We start from the raw sequence: 21,437 nt of genomic DNA, 5'->3' as shown, positions 1-21,437 counted from the left end.
TTGCCTCCGTTGGAGAATCCAGACATGACGATGGCGACGGAGACCATGGCGGCAGAGCCAGTGGACACGACCGAGGCAACCTCCGGTCCGCAGAACCTTTGGCGCATCGCATTGCGCAAGTTCCTGCAAAATCCCTTCGCAGTCGGTGGGTCGATTGTGTTGCTGATCTTCATTTTGACCGCAATTCTGGCGCCTTGGCTGACGCCGTACGACCCAGCGAAGGTGGACATGTTGCATACCAACCTGCCGCCCGGAGCGGATGGTCACCTGCTCGGCACGGATGAGATAGGCCGTGACATTTTTACGCGCCTGTTGTACGGAGGGCGCATTTCGCTCGTCGTCGGATTTGCGGTGGCGTTTTGTACGGTGCTCATCGGCACCGCCATCGGTGCGGTTTCCGGGTACTTCGGCGGCTGGGTGGACGTCATCTTGATGCGACTTGTAGATGTGATGAATTCGATTCCGCTGTTGTTCCTCAACATCCTTATCATGGCGCTGTTTGGCAGCGGGTTTAAGATTTTGATCTTCGTCTTAAGTGTGACCAATTGGATGGGTGTGGCTAGGTTGGTGCGTGGGACGTTTCTACAGTTGCGGGAGATGCAGTATGTCGAAGCCGCGCGCGCGATTGGCGTCAGCCACGGGGCTATAATCGTGCGCCACTTGATTCGCAACGCCACGGCTCCCATTATTGTCAACGCGACGCTGATGGTGGGTGGGGCCATTCTCAGCGAGTCCGGGTTGTCGTATCTGGGCCTGGGCATCCAGCCGCCTCAGGCGAGTTGGGGACTGATGCTCAGCAATGCCCAGAACTACATGCTGACCAACCCTATGGAGGCCTTGTATCCCGGCCTTTGCATCCTTCTGGTGGTGCTGTCTGTCAGTTTCATTGGCGACGGCATACGCGATGCGCTTGACCCGCGTTATCGCGTGAAAATCTCGCAGAGGAGGCTGGAACAATGGCGCGAACGCTTCTCGAAATCAAGGACCTGAGTACAGGATTCATCACGGAAGGCGGCATCGTCAAGGCAGTGGACGGCGTTTCACTGACGGTAGAGACAGGACAGACGGTGTGTGTGGTCGGAGAGTCGGGAAGCGGGAAGAGCGTCACATCGCTCACGGTGATGCGTCTCTCAGAATATGACGGAGGACAAATCTTGGGCGGTGAGGTCTGGTTTCAAGGCGAGAATCTGCTGACCAAAAGCCAAAAGGAGATGCGGCGGATACGCGGGAAGAGGATTTCCATGATTTTTCAGGAACCGATGAACGCGCTCAATCCGGTATTCACGGTCGGAGATCAAATCGCCGAAGTTGTGCGCATGCACGAAAGAGTGACGAGGGATGCGGCGTGGGCGCGTGCGGTGGAGATGCTGCGTCTGGTAGGCATTCCTGAGCCCGTACTGCGGGCGCGTCAATACCCGCACGAGTTGTCTGGCGGTATGTGCCAACGAGTGGTCATAGCCATGGCCTTGGTCTGTCATCCGGAACTCGTGATTGCGGACGAGCCGACTACGGCGCTGGATGTGACTGTACAGGCGCAGATTCTCGATTTGCTGCGGGACCTACAGCAGAAGTTCGGAACAGCGATCATGCTCATCACGCACGATATGGGCGTGGCGGCCGAAATGGCGGATAGAATTGCGGTCATGTATGCCGGGATCATTGTCGAAGAAGGAACCGTGGAGCAAATTTTTGAGCGCCCCCACCATCCATATACGATTGGACTCTTGAAATCCATCCCTGGGTTTGAAGGAGAACGTGGGACAGAGCTGTACACCATCCGCGGCAACATCCCGAACCTGGCTAGACTGCCCTCCGGATGCCGGTTTCACCCACGGTGCCCATTCGCTACGGATCGATGCCGGCAGGAGTCACCACCACTGCGTAAGTTGGATGAAGGGCGTAAGGTTGCGTGCTGGTACGCGGAGGATGTCGCGGCCGGCCGAGTTACCGGCGCGGTCACCGGAATGGATGTCGAATCCACCGAGGCCGTGCCGGCGGAATTGTCCCCAGGCGATGGACAAACGGCCGTAAGGGGGGCGGCAAAGTGAGCACACACATTGCGAGAGGGCGCATACCGGTCACCGCAGTGGAGACCCATTATCCCACCGGTGCAGACGTCCCCTATCTGGTTGAAGCGCGGCATGTGAAGAAGTACTTTCCGATTCAGAAGGGGTTGCTCAACCGCGTAGTGGGACACGTTCGCGCCGTGGACGACGTGTCGTTTGGCATCCGACCCGGCGAGACGTTTGGACTTGTCGGGGAGTCCGGATGCGGGAAGTCTACATTGGCTCGGGTCATTCTGCGTCTGCAGGGAGCCAGCGGCGGCGAGGTATTCTATGAAGGTCGCGACGTTCTCAAGATGTCCGGTAGTGAAGTGCGTCGGCTGCGACGGGAGATGCAGATTATATTTCAGGATCCGTTTGGATCCCTGAACCCGCGCTTCCTGGTCCGTGATATCATCGCCGAACCGCTGCGGGTGCATGAGCGCATGAGCGCGAAGGAGCGGGACGAGCGCGTTGTAGAACTGATGCGGTTGGTGGGTTTGGATGCGAGCCGTCGCAACCGGTATCCGCACGAGTTTTCCGGTGGCCAGCGGCAGCGTGTGGGCATTGCCCGGGCGATTGCGCTCAGTCCGAAATTTGTTGTCGCGGACGAGGCGGTATCGGCCTTGGACGTATCGGTACAGTCCCAGGTACTGAACCTGCTCATGAAGCTGCAGCGGGATCTGGGGTTGACCTACTTGTTCATCGCTCATGGTCTGAACGTGGTACGGCACATCTCGAACCGGGTGGGCGTGATGTACCTGGGTAAGATGGTGGAAGTCGCGGAAACCGACGAGTTGTTCCGTCAGCCGCTGCACCCGTACACGGCGGCGTTGTTGTCGGCTATTCCCCGGCCGGAGTTGAATCGCAAGCGAGAACGCATCGTTCTGGCGGGCGACGTGCCGTCGCCGGCGAACCCGCCTAGTGGCTGCCGTTTCCATACTCGGTGCCCGTTTGCTCAGGCGCGTTGCCGCGAGGAGGAACCTGGGTTGCGAGAGATGGGATCGGGGCGCGTGGTGGCGTGCCATACTCCGTTGCAATAGCGAAGGTGGAGGACCTGCGTCCGTCAAAATGGGCTGCACGTGACGGAGATAGATTATCCTTCGCGTGTAACCCTATTTCTGTTTCGTGTGCCGCGGGCCATGGCCAACTTTACGACCGTGCTGCCGAGAGATAGAATTCACAGTATGGTGGTCGAGGAGGTTGGGAGATGCACAAACGCACCTGGGCTGTGACGGTCAGCGCGGCAACGGCGGTTTTTCTCACCCTGGCTGTGGGCGGTTGCAGCAGGGGGATGCAGACGAGTCTGGCCACGCAGTCCTCGACCAGCGGCAGACCGGTGGGTGCCGGCACGTTGACCTACGGATCGCTTACGGATATCACCACCCTGAATCCGGTCTACATCACGGATGCCGTCTCTCAAGGGGCGGCGACGCTCGTTTACGCCCCGCTCTATGACTTCAATCGTCAGGGCCGCCTCACCGTGGAACCCTGGGACCTGGCGGCCGCGCCGTTGGAGATCAGTCAAGATGGCAGGACGTACACCGTCAAGCTGAAGTCCAACGCGAGATGGAGCGACGGCAAGCCGGTGACAGCGGATGACCTCATCTTTACCATTGAGACGCTCAGGAACCCGAAGGTTGGCTCCCCGGCTCGTACAGAGTTTGACAAGGTGAAGAGTCTCCAGAAAGTGGATGCGCATACGGTGCGCATTACCTTGGACCGCGTGTACGCTCCGTTTGGCGACTATTTGGCCGAGGTAATGCCCATTCCCGAACACGTGCTAAAAGGTGTGCCCGCGAGTCAGCTGCAAAAGGCGGCGTTCGGTAGAGATCCGAGCCAGACGGTGTCCGATGGGCCGTGGCGCTGGAAGGCCTGGAAGACGAAGCAGTACCTCGAATTTGACCGGAGTCCCAACTATTGGGGTCCGCAACCGCACATCAAGAAGATTGTCTACAAGATCTATGCGACCGAGAACGCGTTGACCGAGGCGTTGATGCGGGGCGATGTCGACATGGATGCGGCCATCCCGTGGGACCAGCTTGGCACAGTGCGTCAAAGCGGCAACGTCCGGGTTCTCGCCAAGCCGGGGCCGCAGTATGAGTCCATCGCCTTCAACTTCGATGCGAGCAATTTCCCAGGTGATTTTGATCCGTTCGCCGACCCGACAACGCGTCAAGCCATCTATTACGTCCTGGATCGCAAAGCGATGGTGAAGTCCATTCTCCGGGGTGATGGTGCGGTCATCAATTCGCCGTTTCTCTCGAACATGTGGTACGACGTGGACGACCAGGCCACACAGTTTGCCTACAACCCGGCCAAGGCGAAGCGCTTGCTCCGAGCAGCCGGGTGGAAGTTAGGACCGGACGGTGTGCTGGAAAAGGATGGGCATCCATTCCGTTTCGAACTGCAGTACAACGCCGGGGATACGCGGCGCGCGCAGACAGCTGCCATGGTGAAACGGGAACTGCAGGCGGTCGGGATTCAGGTCAAGCTGAGAGCTATCGATTTTTCGGATTGGGTGACCCGGAACCTCAAGCCGGGCAAGTTCCAGGCTGTCTTGTTGGCCTGGTCTCTGGACACCCCGGACCCGGACCAGGAGTCTGTTTTCAGTTCCAAATACTTTCCTCCCTACGGAGACAACATGGGATGGTACAAGAACCCACACACGGACAAACTCTGGACAGCCGGCAACGAGACGGTGAACGAGCAGGATCGCAAGCGGGTGTACGGGGAAATTGCCAAGGACTTCTCTGACAACCCGCCGTATGTGTTCCTGTATCAGTACGGGACCCCAATGGGTTATTCCTCACGGGTGCATTGGCGGGCGGCCGATGCGCCGGAACCGAATTTGGCGCAAGGGTCTTTGTACCACATCGAGAATTGGTGGCTTTCCAGCCCCTAAGCGGCATTGACTTCGCCCGCGGCCTTGGTTACGGTAAATTCGAAAGAGGCTGTAGATTGCGGGAGGCTGCTACCCTTGATCTCAACATCCGCATCCTCGCGTGCGCGGGTTCGCCGCAACCGCCTGTTGCTCCTGTCGGGCGGTTTGATTGTCGTCCTGTTTGCCGTAGCCTTTGCGGTCATGACCAGACAGGCGTTGCGCCTGCGGGCGGAACATTCCTCAGAGTTTGCTGCCTATGTCCTCTCGCACCACCTCGGACGAGCGGAGATTACCACCGACGCGACCGGGTTTCAGACCGATTTTTGTGTGCTGCAGTTGAATCGGCCGCCCGAGGAAGGGAACCTCCGCCAGGACGTGGTGAAGTGGATGCGTGTCTATGCGGAACTGGACGGGGGCACCAACCTCACGGTGGTCTATCGCGGCCCCAAATCGGGCCGCACCGTTACAGAGGCGGATGCCGTGTATCGCCCGGCCACCCATCGCGTCTACGTGACGATTCATGCAGGGCCGCAGGCCGGCAGTTATCAGCAGCGAGTCCGTTGGTCCACCCCTGCTGGCTGAGCATCAGTCGATGGTGGAGACTTCCCACCGCATCGCATGATTCTGCCTTCGCGTGGCACCTTATGCACGGTGAGGTTCCGCGTGGGAGGGAAGCATCGTGCATGCGAGCATCTGGTCCGCTGTGCCGTTTCTGGTCGTCATCCCGGTCGCCCTGGTGACGCGGCAGGTTTTGCCCGGGTTGATGCTCGGGCTGTTGACAGGGGCATACATGCTCCATCCGGCTCCCTTGGCCGGCATACAGGCCTCGCTGTCGTACATCGTCAAGGAGATTGCGGTGCCGGACAACCTGCGGTTGCTGGTGTTTCTGTATGGGTTTGGCGCCTTCGTGGGTCTGGTGCGCGTCACGGGCGGGGTGTCCGGCTTCGCTGAGTGGATGAGCCAGCGTGTGCGAACGGAGCGGGGTGCCTTTGCGGTGACGTGGCTGTCTTCGTTGGTCACCTTCATGGCTCCCGATTTTCGCATCATCACCGTGGCGCCCGTGATGGAACGGGTGTTCTCTCGGCTCAAGGTGGCCACCCAAAAGGTGGCCTTCGTGATTGATGCAACCTCCACTCCGGTGTGCGCCCTGATCCCGGTTGGCACCGCGTTCGTCGGCTACATGGTGGGGCTCATCGCTACAGCCGGCCGGCACCAGGCGGTCGCAGGTTCTCCGTATCGGCTCTACCTGCTGAGCATTCCCCTGAATTTTTTTGCCATCGCGATGATTTTCTTCGCGCTCTACCGGACCTTTTTTACGCGTGAGCCCCGCGCCGCAGCGGAGAACGAGGCGGATCCCAAAGACAGGGCGGCTCCGGATTCCCAACAGCGCGGCGGGAATGGCCGCATGCGCTTGCGTGTAGCTCCTCAGGTGGCGTACCTGGAAGCCGCCGGGGAACTGGCTCCGCCCTTGCGGGCGGGCGTCAAGCAGGCTGAGGCCCCGGCTCGCCCTGCGTCCACGGCGGACGGGGAAGCTGAAGACTCTTATCCGGATGTGATTGAGTTGGTGGCCGAGCGGGTGCCGCCGGACACCTTCAATCTCGTCCTGCCGCTCGGTCTCCTGTTGGTGCTGACGCTGTTTCTCACTTGGTGGGACGGTCACGCGCGAGCTCCCGGGCTGTGGGCGGCGTTGGCTCAGGCAAACGCGGCCAGGGCGATGTTGGAGGCGCTCCTGCTGACGCTGCTCGTCAGCGCGGTCTGGTACGCGGCGCGCAGGCAGCCGATAGACCGGATTTTGTTCGGCGTGCTGCAGGGCGGCAACGAGATGATGGGCGTCAATGTGCTGCTGGTGCTGGTGTGGGCCGTGTCTGCGGTGTCCACCGACCTGGGCTTCAACACGTACGTGGCGCGCACGATAGGCCAGCTGGTGCCGAGCAGCCTGATAGCGCCGGCCCTGTTTGTGTTCGGCTGCGCGATCTCGTACGTCATCGGATCGTCCTTTGGCACCTGGGGCATCCTGCTGCCGCTCGGCTTCAGCCTGGCGGCCACCACGCACACGGAGCTGCCGCTGATTGCCGGCGCGGTCTTCGCCAGCGGGACGTTTGGCGGCTTTGCCTCCCCACTGAGCGACAACACGGTGGCGATGGCGACCGTCATGCGCCTGCCTGTGATGGACTACGCGCGCATGAAACTGCGAGCCGCCCTCTGGGTGGCCGCTGCCTGCACCCTGGTCTATGCGGCGGCGGGTGTCATTCTGCGGTGAGGCACGAGATCGAACGGGTTCGCCCGCGAGGTGGCCGCGGCGCGAGGGAGGAGTGGCGCGCCTGCGCGTGACGGCCGGATGAACTTGTCATCGTTTGCCGGCATTGGTAGAGTGATAGCTGGCGATCACGCTAGGAGAGGGAGTGCAGACAGACATGGTTCAACTGGATCTGCGGTTTGTCGGCGGTGCTGCCGCGGAACACGAATGGCTGCAGCTGCAGCCCCTGGTCGATGAGTGGCACAAGCGCCTGCACCAGGGACAGGTCCCGGGCGGCGATTTCTTGGGCTGGCTTCACTTACCCTCTCAAACTCTCAACTCTGGCCTGAACAGCCTGCTGGAAACCGCGGCGCAAATTCGGGAACAGTCGGATGCCATGGTGGTCATCGGCATTGGCGGATCGTATCTGGGGGCCAGGGCCGCGTTTGAGTGGTGTCAACCGGAGTATTACAATCAACTTCCGGCCACCGTACGCAAGGGGCCGGAATTGTATTTCTCCGGCAATCACCTGAGCGCCGCTGCGCTGAACGACCTTTTGCGCGTGCTCGAGGGCAAGCGGGTGACGCTCAACGTCATCTCCAAATCGGGAACGACCACCGAGCCGGCGGTGGCTTTCCGGGTGCTGCGCGCCTGGCTGTTGCAGCACGCGGGGAAAGAAGAGGCTCGCCAGCGCATCGTGGCGACTACCGACCGAGCCAAGGGAGCGCTGCGCCAGTTAGCCGAGGAGGAAGGGTATCGGACATTCGTCATTCCCGACGACGTTGGCGGCCGCTATTCCGTCCTGACTCCGGTCGGCCTGCTGCCGCTGGCCGCGGTCGGCATCGATATTCGTGAGCTGCTCGCAGGTGCGGCGGCGATGGAAGAGGCATTCAGCACCCCGTCTTTGGCGGACAACGCCGCGTACCGCTACGCCGCGGTCCGCAACGTCCTCTACCGGCGCGGCAAGACCACGGAGGTGCTGGCAGCGTATGAGCCGGCCCTGCGCCAGTTCGCGGAATGGTGGAAGCAGTTGTTCGGGGAAAGCGAGGGCAAGGACGGAAAAGGCATTTATCCGTCTTCTCTCGGCTTCACGACCGACCTGCATTCTCTTGGCCAGTACGTGCAGGAGGGCCTGCGCACGCTGTTCGAGACGGTTGTCCGGATTGAGCATTCAGCCAGTGAAGTGCAGGTGCCGTCGGACCCGTCGCTGGACGACGGGTTGGAATACCTGGCCGGCCGTGGGCTGTCCTGGATCAACGACCAGGCACGGCTGGCGACGGCGCTGGCGCACGCGGATGGCGGTGTGCCCAACCTACTGGTGTCGGTGCCGGACCGAAGCGCCCGCTCCCTCGGCGGACTGTTCTACTTCTTTGAACTGGCCTGCGCCATGAGTGGTCTCCTGCTCGGGGTCAACCCGTTTGATCAGCCCGGGGTCGAGGCCTACAAGAAGAACATGTTCGCCCTGCTCGGCAAGCCGGGCTTTGAGACCCAACAGCAGAGCATCCGTGAGCGGATTGCCCGCTACGGCGAGGCTTAAGCCGGCCTATGGCACACCTCTGAACGACCGGGTGCGCGATTGCCTGAGATGCATTCTGATGAGGCACCTGAAGGCCATCCGATTCACGCGCCATGAGGACGACACACAGGGCTGCGCGGGGGTTCCCGGGCAGCCCTGCTGCCCTTTCGGGGAGCCGAGCGGCGTACCTTTGCTCTCCTTCATGAGGTAAACTATCTATAGTGCGTAATATTCGCCGACGGAAGCGGGGCCTGTTCAGCCGCAGGCGGATGATCTCGACCGCGTTGGGGGGTGTAACCTATCGACGACCCAAAGTCTCTGCTGCGCAGCTTTCTGTGGTCCAAAAAGTGGGCCTACGGGCTGTCCAGCCTGTCCATCATTGCGTCGGAAATCGTGACCGTACAGTTTCCGCACGTCTTGGGCAACTTCACGGACGCGCTGCAGGCCAGGCGGCTGACTGGACACAGCATTGCCATGTACAGCCTCACCCTGCTCGCCATCGGCGCTCTGTATATGGTCTTGTACGGCATCGGCCAACTGATGAACGGGCACTTGGGGCGCGCCTTTGAGTACCAACTGCGGGAGCGCCTGTTCCTGCACTGGGAGCGGCTGTCGGCCAGCTATTACCACAGGCGCAGCACCGGCGATCTGCTGAACCACGCGCTCAATGACGTGCGCGCTGTCCGGGAGGCTTTGTCCGGCGGTATGAACATCCTGTTCAACGCCATCTTCCTGCTGTTGTCGACCTTGTACATGACCTTTCGTACGGTCAGCGTCAAGTTGACCCTGGTGGCCATTATCCCTATCTTGTTTGTCCCCTTGTTTGTCGTCTTCTTCGGCCCGCGCCTGCGCGACGCTTCGCGCCAGGTGCAGGAGGCTCTGTCGGACGTCGCAGACCTGACCGAGGAGAGCCTGTCGGCCATTCGCGTCGTGAAAGCAACTTCCAACGAGGCTGTAGAGGCCCGCCGCTTCCGGACCCGTCTGAACGCTATTGTGGCGCGGCAGATGGCGATGTTTCGGCGCAGCGCCACGTTTCAGTCGCTCATTCCTTTGATGGGTTCCATCAGCTTCGCCATCGCCCTGCTTTACGGCGGCTACCTGACCGTCTCTGGGCGCATCCACCTGGGCGAGTTCGTGGCCTTCACGCTGTACTTGACGATGATGATCCAGCCGCTGCAGCAGTTGGGCTTTGTGTTCAACAATTTCCAGCGCGCCTCCGCCTCCCTGCGGCGCTTGACCGTGCTGCTGACGGAGCAGCCGGACATTGCCGATGCGCCCCACCCGGTTCAGCCCGGGCATATCAAGGGCGAGGTCGAGGTACGCCTTCGCGAGTACCGCTATCCGGGAGGGAACCGGGCCGTGCTGCGGCAGGTCCAATTTCACATCCCGGCCGGACAGACCCTGGGCATCGTCGGGCGCACCGGCAGCGGCAAGACCACGTTGGTCAACCTCCTGCCGCGCATTTTCGATCCGCCCCCGGGTGCGGTCTTTATCGATGGCATTGACGTCCGCGACCTGGCGCTGGCCGACCTTCGCCAAGCGATAGCCTATGTGCCGCAGGACGGGTTCTTGTTCTCGACAAGCATCGGCGAGAACATCGGTTTTTCACGTGAGGCGGCGACCCAGGGGGAGATTGAGGAGGCGGCGCGGCTGGCTTCCATCCACGAGGAGATTGTCGACTTCCCGCAGGGTTACGACACCCTCGTCGGCGAACGCGGCATCACGCTGTCCGGCGGTCAGCGGCAGCGGGCGGCGATTGCCCGCGCCCTGCTCAAGCAGGCGCCCATTCTCATCCTGGATGACAGCCTGTCGGCGGTGGACATGAACACGGAAAAGCGCATCCTGGAGAATCTGCGGCGTGTGCGGCGTGGGCGGACAACGATTGTCATTGCCCACCGGCTGTCTGCGGTGCGCCATGCGGATCAGATTCTCGTTTTGGACGACGGTGAGGTGGTCGAACGCGGTACCCACGATGAACTTGTGGCCGCAGGCGGTGTGTACGCGTCCATCTACGCGATGCAGGAAGGGGGAGCTGTCGGGTGAATTGGGACCACCGCGCACCCGCCGCGGGTTCTGGCACGGGCGCCGGCATGCACAGTCTGACCCGGCTCCTGCCTTACGCACGCCCGTACATGTGGAACTTTCTTGCCGTTTTGGGCCTGGTGGTGATCTTCAACACCACCTCCGTCCTCCAGCCGTATCTGGTGAAAATCGCGATTGACGACGACATTTCCGTCTCCCATCCGAGTCTGCACGGGGTGTTCATCATCAGCCTGGTGTACATTGCCGTCGTGGTGGTCGGGGTGGTGGCCAACTATCTGCAAATCCTGCTGCTGCAGTACACCGGGCAGAGCATCGTCCAGCGCATCCGCCAGGATCTGTTTGAGCACATTGAACGGCAGTCGATGTCGTTCTTCGATGAACGCGCGCTCGGCCGCCTCGTCACCAACGTCTCCAGCGACACGGAGACGGTCAGCCAGTTTTTCACCCAGTTCTTCCTCAGTCTCATTCGCGACGGCCTGTCGGTTGTGATGATTGTGGTGGCGATGTTTCAACTCGATACCCACATCGCCCTTGAGTGCATGATAGTCATTCCTGTGATTTTTGCCATTTCGCTATTGTTTCGGCGCCAGCTGCGGCAGCGTTACCAGACCACCCGGACTCGCCTCTCGAACATTGTCGCCTTTCTCGCCGAGAATCTGGCCGGCATGCGCATCATCCAGATCTTTCGTCAGGAAGACCGGCAGGCCCGCGCGTTCGCCGATCTCAATGGCCTGCATTACCGGGCCAACGTCGCCGAGTACCGACTGTCGGTGATGTTTAACCGCTCGCTGGAGTTGCTTGGCAATGTGGCCGTGGCCCTGATGGCCTGGGTGGGCGGTACGGCGGTGCTGCACCACGCCATCTTGTTCGGCACCCTATACGCCTTCATCAGCTACATCCGGCAGTTCTTTCAGCCCATCAACTCCATCACGCAGCAGTGGAACACCCTGCAATCGTCGATGGTGGCCGCGGAGCGCATCGGCGGCGTGTTGCGGGTGCAGCCTGCGATTGTCGATCCCGTTCGGCCGGCGCGGGTCAAGGCAAGCCGGGTGCGGGGGAGGGTGGAGTTTGACCACGTGTGGTTTGGCTATCGGGATGGCCAACCGGTACTCAAAGACATCCATTTCACCGTGGAACCGGGTCAGTTTATCGGCATCGTCGGGGCGACCGGGGCGGGCAAGAGCTCGATTATGAACCTGCTGCTGCGCTTTTATGATCCATCCCGCGGTTCCATTCGGATCGACGGGGTGGATATCCGCGCCATGGCCCAAGCAGACCTGCACCGCTTGGTCGGCATGGTGCAGCAGGATGTTCACCTGTTCACCGGAACGGTGCTCGACAACATTCGCCTGTTCCGCGACGACATCGACGAGGAGCAGGCCATCCGCGCGGCCCGCACGGTCGGCGCGGACCGAGTGATTGAGCGGCTGCCGGACGGTTACCAAACCCAGCTTTTCGCCAAGGGGGCCAACTTGTCCATGGGCGAACGCCAGCTCATCTCCTTTGCCCGCATCGTGGCCCTAAACCCGCGAGTGCTGGTGCTGGACGAGGCGACCGCCAACCTGGACAGCCGGACGGAGGCGTGGGTGCAGCGGGGGCTGAGAGCGGTGGCCGAAAACCGCACGACGCTGGTGATTGCCCACCGCCTGTCGACGATCCGCGAGGCGGATCGCATTCTGGTGCTCGACCGTGGACGCATTGTCGAGTCCGGGCGGCACGAGGAGTTGCTGCGTCTGGACGGCTACTACGCGGAGTTGCATAAGAAGTCCGGCATCGAAGACGGCATGCAGGTGTACGGGCTGGGGCCCCGGATGCAGCGCGGCAACCGGGGGCTCCTTGGGCCCGGCGCGCGTATGCTATGATAGGAGGGATGCGAGAGGATTGGGAGGATGATTTGTGGCTGGTTCCTGGAAGGAGTTTGAGGTGCGCAAGGTGCGTGTGGGTGCGGTTCTGTCCGCGACTTGGGCCCAGTATCGGGGCCATGTTCGTTACTGGCTGACCGCGTCGGCATGCATCCTTGTTCCTTATTTGGTTCTTCTTGGCATTTTTGACTACCACGCCGTGAGTCAATGGACCGACATCTTTCAGTCCATCTTGAACAATGACAAGTCGCTGGAGCAGTGGCTCAACACGACCGAGGCGGACTCGGCGGGAGCGGACAACCCGGCGGTGGTCGCGGTGCTCGGGTTGCTGCGCGCGTTGGTCGTGATGCCGCTGTTGTTCGGGATGGTGCTGCGCCTGGCCTTGAGTCTGTCGGCCACTGGCGAGCCCCCGGCTTTGGACGATGCCCTGTCCACATCGGCCCGCCGCCTGCCGGCGGTGGCGGTGACCACGGTTTTATGGTGGTTGCTATGGCTGGTTGTGATGACGGTCCTCGTCTTTGTCGCCGGACTGATTATGTCGTTCGCATTTGCTTTGATGGGTCCCGTTGCTGCCGTGGTTGCCCTTGCGGCGGCCGTGATTGGGGTTTGGATTGCTATCCGTTTTTCCCAGGTCTCCCCCATCGTCTTTGCGGAGCCATTACTGCTGTGGGCCGCCATTCGCCGGTCGTGGGTGTTGACCCGCAAGCAAGGCTGGCGAGTCTTCTGGGTATTCGTCATCACCTACTTTTTCATCACCGTCGTGCAGGCGGTGATTGGCGCCCTCATGGTCGGACTGGTGCATAATTCGGTTGCCATCCTCGTTGTCAACGGCATTGTCCTGGTGTTCACGTCTCCGTTCACCATGCTTGCACAGGCCAACCTGTATGTTCATCTGCGCGACGGGCGCGGCTGATTCGGTACGGCTGTATCGTGCGCGGCGCCCCATCCGGGTACTGCTGTCGGTCAAGGAGGGGATGGGATGTCCTGGATTGGTCGCTGGTTGCGTCTGCCGCACGCCGTCCTATGCGCCTGGATGGCGTGGTTTGCGGTCTATGCGATGCGCCCGTTTTCCGATCCGGACACTCCCTGGCATCTGGCAGCCGGCCGCTACATTCTGGATCGACATCAGGTGCCCACTACCGATCCGTTCTCCTGGACGATGCACGGCCACCCTTGGGTGACGCACGAGTGGCTGTTTGAGGTCGTCCTGGCGGCGTTGGTGGAACACTTTCAGTTTGTCGGGGCGTGGCTGCTGTACGCCGGCTTGCACGCGCTCACCGTGCTGGTCCTGTATCGCTTGGGGATTCGCGTCTCCCACGGCGCTTATCTGGCCAGTGCCCTGGCGGCCTGCGCGGCGACCTGGGTGGCGCTCGACTTTTGGACGCTGCGCCCACAGTTGGTTTCCTACCTCTTGTTTGCCGTCTTTCTGTGGTTGCTCAGCCACGTCCGGGAAGGCCGCTGGGGGGCGGCGTGTCTCATGCCGCCCCTGTTATGGCTGTGGGCCAATGCCCACGCGTCGGCCAGCATCGGTGTGGTCATGATTGGGCTGGAGGTCTTGTTGAGTTTTGTCCCTTCCCTGGGCCGGCTGCAGAGGTTTTCTCTGTCCTGGCCGGCGCGTCTGCATCTGATCGGGGCGGGTGGACTTGGCTTTGTCCTCGGGTTGATCAATCCGAACCACCTGCAGACGTTCACCTATGGACTGTTGTCCACCAACAAGGACTTGGTGGACAACATCATGGAGTGGCACTCGCCCAATTTTCACACCGAGTCGTTCCAGCAGGTCGTGCTCCCCTTTCTCATCGTTGTATTTCTGCTTCTGCTGGCGCGCCGGCGCCCGCTGCCGCTGCGCGAGACTCTGTTTTTTGGCGGCGCCTTCGCGGTGACGCTTATCTATCAGCGTTTCCTGCCCTACACGACCATCTGCGCTGTGCCGCTTCTCGCCGCGGTCTTGGCCGACTGGGAGGAGTCCCTCCGCGACTTTTTTGCTTGGCGCTGGCTGCGCCTTGCGGAGAGCGTCCTCACCGCCGCGGGGGTGGCCGCGTCCGCCCTGTTCTGTGCCGAGCATGGGCACCAGGTCCGGGGTCCCGTGGACCAACACTTCAGCACCAGCGCCTATCCCGTGGCGGCCGTTGACTACCTGATTCAGCATGGACGCACGCGCCGTCTGTTGAACGCCTACGACTGGGGCGGCTATCTGATTTACCGCGGAATCCCGACGTTTGTGGACGGCAGGACGGACGTTTTCTTGGCCAGCGGGGTGTTCGACGATTACCTGGCCTTGCAGAACGTATGGTGGCAGTGTCCAGAGCTTTTGGACAAGTATCGTTTTGAAACCGCCTTGTTCCCGCCGGGGGATTCCATCGTTACCTATCTGGAAAGCCAGCCGGACTGGCGCATCGCCTATCAGGACGGGACGGCGGTCGTGCTCGTGCACCAATCTTCCACTTCTTCGGCCAAGGGTTGAGGACCGACCCTGTTGTTCTTCGGCGCTCCCACTCGGCACACGCCCATGCCCGCCCGTGCATATGGTAAGCGAGGGTATGCTTGCGTATGGAAGGGCGGAATGGAGGATGTTCATCTACACGGTCAAGCCGGGCGACAGCATCAGTTCCATTGCCAATCAGTTCGGTGTGTCTACCCGGCGCATCATACGTTTGAACGAACTGGGTCAACGGGACCGGTTGACCCCGGGTCTGCACCTTTTGCTGCCCGCTCGAGACCGCTACATGGCACAGCCGTACCAGGTGCGGGCGGGCGATACGCTGGCGCAGATTGCGCGCCGCGTTGGCGTGAGCGAACAGTTGCTGCGGGCGTGGCTCGGCCAAAGGGATGTTGAGGCGTTGCAAGCCGGGACGACGCTGTATGTGCCAAAGCCGGTCCCCCAGAAACGCACGATGGAAGTGAACGCCTATCTGCTGCCAGAGGGGAGCGCCAGCGACGCTAACGTAGTCAGGGAAATCCAAAACCTCACTTACCTGTCTGTCTTCAGCTACCAGGCGCAGGCGGACGGCTCCCTGCAACCGCAACGGGATGAGCAGGCGTTGCGCGCCGCCCGCCAATTGGGGATTCAGCCGCTCATGACGATGACCAATTTTGACGGCAACACGTTCAACACCGAACTGGCGCATACCATCCTCAGCAACGCCTCGCTGCGCGGACGACTCCTCAACAACGCCATCGAGACGGCCAGGCGCAAGGGATTCTCCGGTTTGAACATCGACTTTGAACACCTGCGCCCCGGCGACAGGCAGTTGTACAACCAGTTTGTCCGTGAGGCAGCGGCCGCGTTGCGCAGGCAGCGAATGTCCATTTCTATTGCCCTGGGTCCGAAGACGCAGGATATGCCGACGGCCTCCTGGATGGGCGCCTTTGACTACCGCGCCCTGGGCGAAGCGGTGGATTTTCTGATGCTAATGACGTATGAGTGGGGGTGGGTCGGTGGACCGCCGATGGCGGTGGCCCCGATTGACCAAGTGCAAGCCGTGTTGGATTACGCGACTTCGCAGATGGACTCGCGCAAGGTCTTGATGGGTATAGCGCTGTACGGTTACGACTGGACACTGCCCTGGCGCCCCGGCGAACGCGCCAGCGGGCTGTCCTGTGAAGCGGCGATGGAGTTGGCCATCGAACGGGAGTCGGAGGTGCTGTGGGACACGCGGGCCGCATCCCCGTATTTCCACTACACGGACGGTGAGCGCCGGCAGCACGTGGTATGGTTTGAGGACGCCCTGAGTGTGGCCGCGAAGTTCAACTTGGTCGAGTTGTACAATCTGCGCGGCCTCAGCTACTGGGTGCTGCCCAACAGCTTCGCACAGAACTGGTATTTGCTCGACGACGTGTTCGACGTTCGGCGTGGGCAGCCCGTTCCTACCCCTCAGCCGGGGGCATCTGCTCAGGGCCGCCGCAGGCGCCGCCCGTGACGGGGGCATCCAGGCGCTTCGGCTGGCGCCATCGCGAGGACGCGCGGAAAGCGGGGTCTAAATATAAAATATATAATACAAGCTAGGAAGCCGCCAGTGGGCCGCGCGGATGCAGGCCCGCGCGTTGCCCCGGAAGCTTCAGCCGGGTGTGACGGCTTTGAGAATGGAATCGGGCAGCAGTTCCTTGACGGATTGGGGCAGCGCGAAGGCGGCCCGGTGCAGTTCCGCATTGTACCACCGCGTGTCCCAGGACAGACGGTGACGAGGGACGCTCAAATCCAGTCCCTTGCTGCCAGCGGTAAAGGTGAACAGGCCGCCTGGGTAGGTAGGTATCGTCGTCCAGTACACCTGGCAGGATGGGAAACGGTCCGCCACATCGCGGCTGACGCTGCGGAGCACGTCCGGATCGTAAAACGGGGTGCCCGAGTGTTGGACGTAGGCTCCGCCTGGTTTGAGCGCACGCAGAACGGAGGCGTGAAACTCGGGTGTGTACAGCCACTGGCCAGAGTTGGTGTCTGGATCGGTCGAATCGACCAGGATTAGGTCGTACGACTCGGGACGGGCGTGTTTCAAGAATTGGGCCCCGTCCTGGTACGTGATGGCCAGTCTGGGGTCCTGCAGGCTGCGCGTGTGCCGGGGAAGGTAGGTGCAGGAGAGACTGACGACCTCCTCGTCAATCTCCACCATGCGCAGTTCCTGTACGCGCGGGTCCTGCAGGACCGTCGAGGCCAATCCGCAATCCCCGCCACCGAGAATCAGCACCTGTTGTGGGTTTTCGTGGGCCGCCAGTGGGACGCCGGCGAGCATCTCGTGGTAGATGTATTCATCTCCAGACGTGGTCTGCATGACGCCGTCGAGCACGAGAGCCGTACCAAACTCTTCCGTTTCCACAAACTCGATCCGCTGGTAACGAGATTGCCCTGAGTACAGCATTCGGTTCACTTTCCAGCCCAAGAAGTGTCCCGGGGCTGCAGGCTCGTGAAACCAAAACGGCAACGCCCATCTCCTCCTTGCGACATGACTTCCCTATCAGTTTAGCAGACTTGCGGAAGCGATGCCGGCGGGCCGCCTTGCCGTATGTCGGAGAAATGACACCACAGCCTGCGTGCGACAGGGTACAATGGGATTGGCGCCCTGGGCGATACGGGCGGCCGGATTGAGAAACATGCCATGCTAGGAGGGCGTCCCTCGTGATGGACATGGACCACAGAGACATCCTGGCAACGAACATTCGGGAGCTGTTGATTCCGGTGCAAAACGTGGCCTGCGTACAGCCATTCAACAACCTGGAGCATGCGCTCCTGGTCTTGGTCAAGAGCGGATATTCCGCAATTCCCGTACTGGATACACGGTCGCGGGTGCGGGGTATCATCAGCAAGACGATGATTCTCGATTCCATCCTGGGCAACGAGCGCATCGAATTTGAGCGATTGTCGGAAGCGACAGTGGAGCAGGTGATGAAGACGGAGGCGCCGTGCATCCAGGCGACGGAATCGTTTTTAAGAGCATTGGAGTTGTCCATCAACCGGCCGTTCCTGTGCGTGACCAACGAGGACGGAGAACTGCTGGGACTCCTGACGCGTCGAGCATTGCTCGTCCAGTTGTACAAATACGTGCGGGAGAGGAGAGATTAGGGCTTCCTTGATCACTGCAGGGATGGCGTGGGGACCTCGGTGGCTGAGGATGCCTTGCCGCGGACGGAGCTGGACGCCGGATCCGGGTCTAGGGGACCGTGAGGTCTCGACGTCCATCCTTGCTGGCGAGTTTCGCAAAAATTGTGGCTGCAACAGGAGGACTTTCGAGCAGCGTGTCGAATAAGCATCCATATAGTCAAAGTGCTCTGTTGTTGGAAACATCGAAACCGCTTTCTGCGTGGTAGGGAAGAGTGCCGTGTGACGACCATATACGACATTGCCAAGCGAGCGGGTGTCTCGGCCGCCACGGTGTCCAAAGTTCTGAATGGGTACCGGGATGTCAGTGTGGCGACTCGCCTGAAGGTGCAACGGATAACCGAGGAGCTCGGTTATCGGCCCAACGCCATCGCCAGGAGCTTGGCGACCAAACGCACGATGTGTATCGGGGTGTTCTTTGAGGACTACGTCAATGTAGGGTTGCGGCACCCGTTTTTCAGCGACCTGATTTCCGCATTCCAGGATGTGGTCGGGCGCCAGGGCTACGATGTGCTGTTCTTTGCGGACCGGCAGTTGGAGGAGGCGCTCAGCGGCTTTGAAGCGCGCGCGAGGCATCGCGAGGTCGATGGGGTGCTCGTGTTTGGCGTTCCGCGGCGTGACCCGCGGTTGCCGGAGTTGGCCAACAGCCAGATCCCGTGTGTGTTTGTGGACCTCGATCTGGTCGGTTCACGGGCAAGTTACCTGACGTCGGACAATGTCGGCGGAGCGGTGGCCGCCGTCCGCTATCTGGCAGACTGTGGACACAGGGAAATCGCTTTCTTCGGAGACCAGCTGGCGACAAAGCCAGGACAGGATCGATTGATTGGGTACCAGCAGGAGTTGCGCAGACGCAGTCTTCCGTTTCATCCAGAGTGGGTTTTGAAAGGCGATTTTATGGAGGAAAGTGGATATCAGGCTGCCTGTCGTCTGCTCGACTGCGCACATCGCCCAACCGCCGTGTTCTGTGTGAGTGACCTGATGGCGATTGGCGCCATCCGCGCCTTTCGTGAACGCGGGATGGAGGTGGCGCGGGACATTTCGGTGGTAGGTTTTGACGATATCACATTGGCGCGTTATGTGACTCCCGGCCTGACCACTATCCGCCAGCAACGGGAGGAGATGGGGAGCAAGGCGGCTGCGGAATTACTCGGGCTGATTGCGGATCCGAGCAAGCTGCCGTCCATCATCACCGTTCCGACCGAGTTGGTGGTGCGGGAGACAGTGGGGCCCCCAGCTCACCTGCGATAGAAGGACCAGGAATGTATGGGCAAAAGGGCAGACTGGCAAAGTTGGCCGCCCTGTCCTGGTTCTGTCCGGTATAGAGAGAAAGGGGAGAGGCTGATGTGGTGCCGTGCACCCACAACATGAAAACGCATTCATGTGACGGCCCGCGCGCACCGATTGCCGTGGGAGCGATGGTGTGCGAGTACTCTATCCATGTTGTCGTGGACATTTGAAGGAGGTCGAGTGTGGATGAAAAAGACCTGGAAACTGGGCAGTACCGCGGCGGTGGCGATAGCGCTTTCGGCGACGGTCGCCGGGTGCGGAAGCAGCTCCGGCGGCAACAGCAGCGGCAATTCTTCCGGGAAGGCCAACACGACGCAATCGCAGGGAAGCGCACAGGGTCAGCCCATCGTCATGGTGCCCGCGCCGTATGGCAGCTTCCAGCGCAACTTCAATCCGTTTCAAACGACGTCCAATCCGGGGACGGACGGCTTCATCTATGAACCGCTGTATTACTACAACCTGGTGGGACCGGAGAAGTACGGCATCCTCGGCAAGAGCATGGCTTGGAGCAACGGCAACAAGACGCTGACGGTAACGCTGCGCGACAACGCCAAGTGGTCGGACGGCCAGAAGTTCACCTCGCAGGACGTGGTGTACACGTTCAATCTGCTGAAGAAGAACCCAGCACTCGATACCAGCGGGGTCTGGCAGGAGCTGGCCGATGTGAAGGCGGACGGCGACTATAAGGTCGTGTTCGACTTCAAGAAGCCGGACGTGCCGTTTGCCATGTACGTGCTCGAGACGTACATCGTGCCGGAGCACATCTGGAAAAACATATCGGACCCAAGAAAGACCAACAACGAGAATCCGGTCGGCACCGGCCCGTACGTACTGGACACCTTTACGTCCCAGGACTACAAGTTCAAGGCCAACCCGAATTACTACCTGGGCAAGCCGCCCGTGCCGGAAATTGAAATCCCGTCCTACAACAGCAACGACTCGGCCAACCTGGCGCTGGCCAAGGGCGAAGCCGACTGGTCAAGCCAGTTCATCCCGAACATCAAGAACGTGTACACCTCCAAGAGTCCGAACAATCATTACTGGTTCCCACCGAACAACAATGTTCAGGTGATTCCAAACCTGAAGAACCCGATTCTCAGCAATTTGACCGTGCGCAAAGCCATCAGTCTGGCGATTGACCGGGGCGCGCTCATCCAGAAGGCGGAGTATGGGTATCCGCAGGCCTCCAATCCAACCGGGGTGCTCCTGCCCATCATGAAGGATTGGCTGGATCCCAGCCTGCCGAAACAGGACACCGAGTTCACGTACAACCAGCAGCAGGCTGTCAAGTTGCTGCAGGATGCGGGCTTCAAGAAAAATTCGAACGGCATCTTCGAGACGCCGGACGGCAAGCCGCTGTCGTTCACGATGCAGGTGGTCGCCGGCTGGACCGACTGGGATATGTCCGCTCAGTTGATTGCCCAGGACCTGCAGAAAGTCGGCATCAAGGTGCAGGTCCAGCAGCAGCAGTACGGCGGTTACATTTCGATGCTGCAGAGCCACAAGTTCGAGCTGGCAATTTATTCTTCCGGTACCGGTCCCAATCCGTACTACATCTACAAGACGACCTACGGCACCGGCGGCCCGCAGAATTATGAGCAGTTCAGCAACGCGGAGGTTGACAAAGCCCTGCAGGCGTTCTCGACGACTACCGACGAGAACACCCAGAAGCAGGAGGTCTACAAGATTGAGAAGATTGTTGCCGAAACTCTGCCCACGATCCCGCTGTTTGAAGGCCCGACCTGGTACGAGTACAACGACAGCAAGTACACCGGTTGGCCGGATGCGGACCATCCGTACGTGACGCCTGCGGCCTGGGCGTGGCCGGCGCCGGAGATTGTGGTCATGCACCTCAAGCCGCGGTCTTAATCGCCTGTTCACGACCGACACAGCCGCCGTCGGTCGACGTGGCGCGACTGCCTGTCCGGGCAGAAGGATGTCCAGTCCTTCTGCCCGGCGTATGTACAGACGAGTTGA

The 21,437-nt window shown here is 60.9% G+C and carries 16 protein-coding genes; 15 read left to right on the top strand and 1 reads right to left on the bottom strand.

Annotation, left to right across the window (positions count from 1 at the left end):
- The 12 genes from ASH01S_RS12735 to ASH01S_RS12680 all read left to right on the top strand — a co-directional run bounded on the left by ASH01S_RS12735 (nt 1) and on the right by ASH01S_RS12680 (nt 16,503).
- Nucleotides 1-990, top strand: coding sequence for an ABC transporter permease (locus ASH01S_RS12735; protein WP_373278576.1), 990 nt, complete (start codon nt 1-3; stop codon nt 988-990).
- Nucleotides 957-2,048, top strand: a complete 1,092-nt coding sequence (locus tag ASH01S_RS12730) for an ABC transporter ATP-binding protein (protein ID WP_083517135.1) — start codon at nt 957-959, stop codon at nt 2,046-2,048. The genes ASH01S_RS12735 and ASH01S_RS12730 overlap by 34 nt, the downstream gene beginning before the upstream one ends.
- 38 nt (nt 2,049-2,086) lie before the next feature.
- On the top strand, nt 2,087-3,085 hold the full coding sequence (locus ASH01S_RS12725) for an ABC transporter ATP-binding protein (protein WP_067928860.1): 999 nt from the start codon (nt 2,087-2,089) through the stop codon (nt 3,083-3,085).
- Between the two features lie 167 nt (nt 3,086-3,252).
- Entirely contained in the window at nt 3,253-4,947 is a 1,695-nt protein-coding gene (locus ASH01S_RS12720) for an ABC transporter substrate-binding protein (protein WP_067928811.1), read from the top strand.
- Nucleotides 4,948-5,022: 75 nt separating this feature from the next.
- Nucleotides 5,023-5,508 carry a hypothetical protein gene (locus tag ASH01S_RS12715; RefSeq protein WP_067928809.1) on the top strand — a complete coding sequence of 162 codons (486 nt, stop codon included), beginning with the start codon at nt 5,023-5,025 and terminating at the stop codon, nt 5,506-5,508.
- 97 nt (nt 5,509-5,605) lie between these two features.
- A complete protein-coding gene (locus tag ASH01S_RS12710; RefSeq protein WP_067928808.1) occupies nt 5,606-7,186 on the top strand; it encodes a Na+/H+ antiporter NhaC family protein in 1,581 nt (526 codons plus the stop codon).
- A 154-nt stretch (nt 7,187-7,340) separates the two neighbouring features.
- Nucleotides 7,341-8,699, top strand: a complete 1,359-nt coding sequence (locus ASH01S_RS12705) for a glucose-6-phosphate isomerase (protein ID WP_067928858.1) — start codon at nt 7,341-7,343, stop codon at nt 8,697-8,699.
- Nucleotides 8,700-8,978: 279 nt separating this feature from the next.
- Complete coding sequence (locus ASH01S_RS12700; protein WP_067928806.1) at nt 8,979-10,721, top strand: ABC transporter ATP-binding protein; 1,743 nt, start codon at nt 8,979-8,981, stop codon at nt 10,719-10,721.
- Nucleotides 10,718-12,583 (top strand): ABC transporter ATP-binding protein, encoded by a 1,866-nt coding sequence (locus ASH01S_RS12695; RefSeq protein ID WP_245629060.1) that lies wholly within the window; start codon nt 10,718-10,720, stop codon nt 12,581-12,583. The genes ASH01S_RS12700 and ASH01S_RS12695 overlap by 4 nt, the downstream gene beginning before the upstream one ends.
- 34 nt (nt 12,584-12,617) lie before the next feature.
- On the top strand, nt 12,618-13,496 hold the full coding sequence (locus ASH01S_RS12690; RefSeq protein ID WP_067928804.1) for a hypothetical protein: 879 nt from the start codon (nt 12,618-12,620) through the stop codon (nt 13,494-13,496).
- A 66-nt stretch (nt 13,497-13,562) separates the two neighbouring features.
- Nucleotides 13,563-15,047: a hypothetical protein gene (locus tag ASH01S_RS12685; protein ID WP_067928803.1), complete on the top strand. Its 1,485-nt coding sequence runs from the start codon at nt 13,563-13,565 to the stop codon at nt 15,045-15,047.
- Between the two features lie 106 nt (nt 15,048-15,153).
- Nucleotides 15,154-16,503 carry a glycosyl hydrolase family 18 protein gene (locus tag ASH01S_RS12680; RefSeq protein WP_067928801.1) on the top strand — a complete coding sequence of 450 codons (1,350 nt, stop codon included), beginning with the start codon at nt 15,154-15,156 and terminating at the stop codon, nt 16,501-16,503.
- Nucleotides 16,504-16,641: 138 nt separating this feature from the next.
- Here the strand turns inward: ASH01S_RS12680 and speE are convergent, their stop codons facing one another.
- On the bottom strand, nt 16,642-17,499 hold the full coding sequence (gene speE / locus ASH01S_RS12675) for a polyamine aminopropyltransferase (RefSeq protein WP_067928799.1): 858 nt from the start codon (nt 17,497-17,499) through the stop codon (nt 16,642-16,644).
- A gap of 197 nt (nt 17,500-17,696) precedes the next feature.
- Between speE and cbpB the strand changes: the two genes are divergently transcribed.
- The 3 genes from cbpB to ASH01S_RS12660 all read left to right on the top strand — a co-directional run bounded on the left by cbpB (nt 17,697) and on the right by ASH01S_RS12660 (nt 21,329).
- Nucleotides 17,697-18,137: a cyclic-di-AMP-binding protein CbpB gene (gene cbpB, locus ASH01S_RS12670; RefSeq protein WP_245629064.1), complete on the top strand. Its 441-nt coding sequence runs from the start codon at nt 17,697-17,699 to the stop codon at nt 18,135-18,137.
- 258 nt (nt 18,138-18,395) lie between these two features.
- Nucleotides 18,396-19,421: a LacI family DNA-binding transcriptional regulator gene (locus ASH01S_RS12665; RefSeq protein ID WP_067928797.1), complete on the top strand. Its 1,026-nt coding sequence runs from the start codon at nt 18,396-18,398 to the stop codon at nt 19,419-19,421.
- A gap of 225 nt (nt 19,422-19,646) precedes the next feature.
- Nucleotides 19,647-21,329 (top strand): ABC transporter substrate-binding protein, encoded by a 1,683-nt coding sequence (locus ASH01S_RS12660; protein ID WP_067928795.1) that lies wholly within the window; start codon nt 19,647-19,649, stop codon nt 21,327-21,329.
- Nucleotides 21,330-21,437: the final 108 nt, after the last annotated feature.

This window comes from Alicyclobacillus shizuokensis NBRC 103103 (assembly GCF_001552255.1).
In the GTDB taxonomy this organism is placed as follows: domain Bacteria; phylum Bacillota; class Bacilli; order Alicyclobacillales; family Alicyclobacillaceae; genus Alicyclobacillus_G; species Alicyclobacillus_G shizuokensis.
This window is presented reverse-complemented; position numbering and strand designations above follow the sequence as displayed.

Coding starts and splice junctions, on each gene's coding strand:
- ASH01S_RS12730 (WP_083517135.1), top strand. CDS start 957: ATGGCGCGAACGCTTCTCGAAATCAAGGACCTGAGTACAGGATTCATC.
- ASH01S_RS12720 (WP_067928811.1), top strand. CDS start 3,253: ATGCACAAACGCACCTGGGCTGTGACGGTCAGCGCGGCAACGGCGGTT.
- ASH01S_RS12705 (WP_067928858.1), top strand. CDS start 7,341: ATGGTTCAACTGGATCTGCGGTTTGTCGGCGGTGCTGCCGCGGAACAC.
- ASH01S_RS12685 (WP_067928803.1), top strand. CDS start 13,563: ATGTCCTGGATTGGTCGCTGGTTGCGTCTGCCGCACGCCGTCCTATGC.
- ASH01S_RS12680 (WP_067928801.1), top strand. CDS start 15,154: ATGTTCATCTACACGGTCAAGCCGGGCGACAGCATCAGTTCCATTGCC.
- cbpB (WP_245629064.1), top strand. CDS start 17,697: ATGGACATGGACCACAGAGACATCCTGGCAACGAACATTCGGGAGCTG.
- ASH01S_RS12660 (WP_067928795.1), top strand. CDS start 19,647: ATGAAAAAGACCTGGAAACTGGGCAGTACCGCGGCGGTGGCGATAGCG.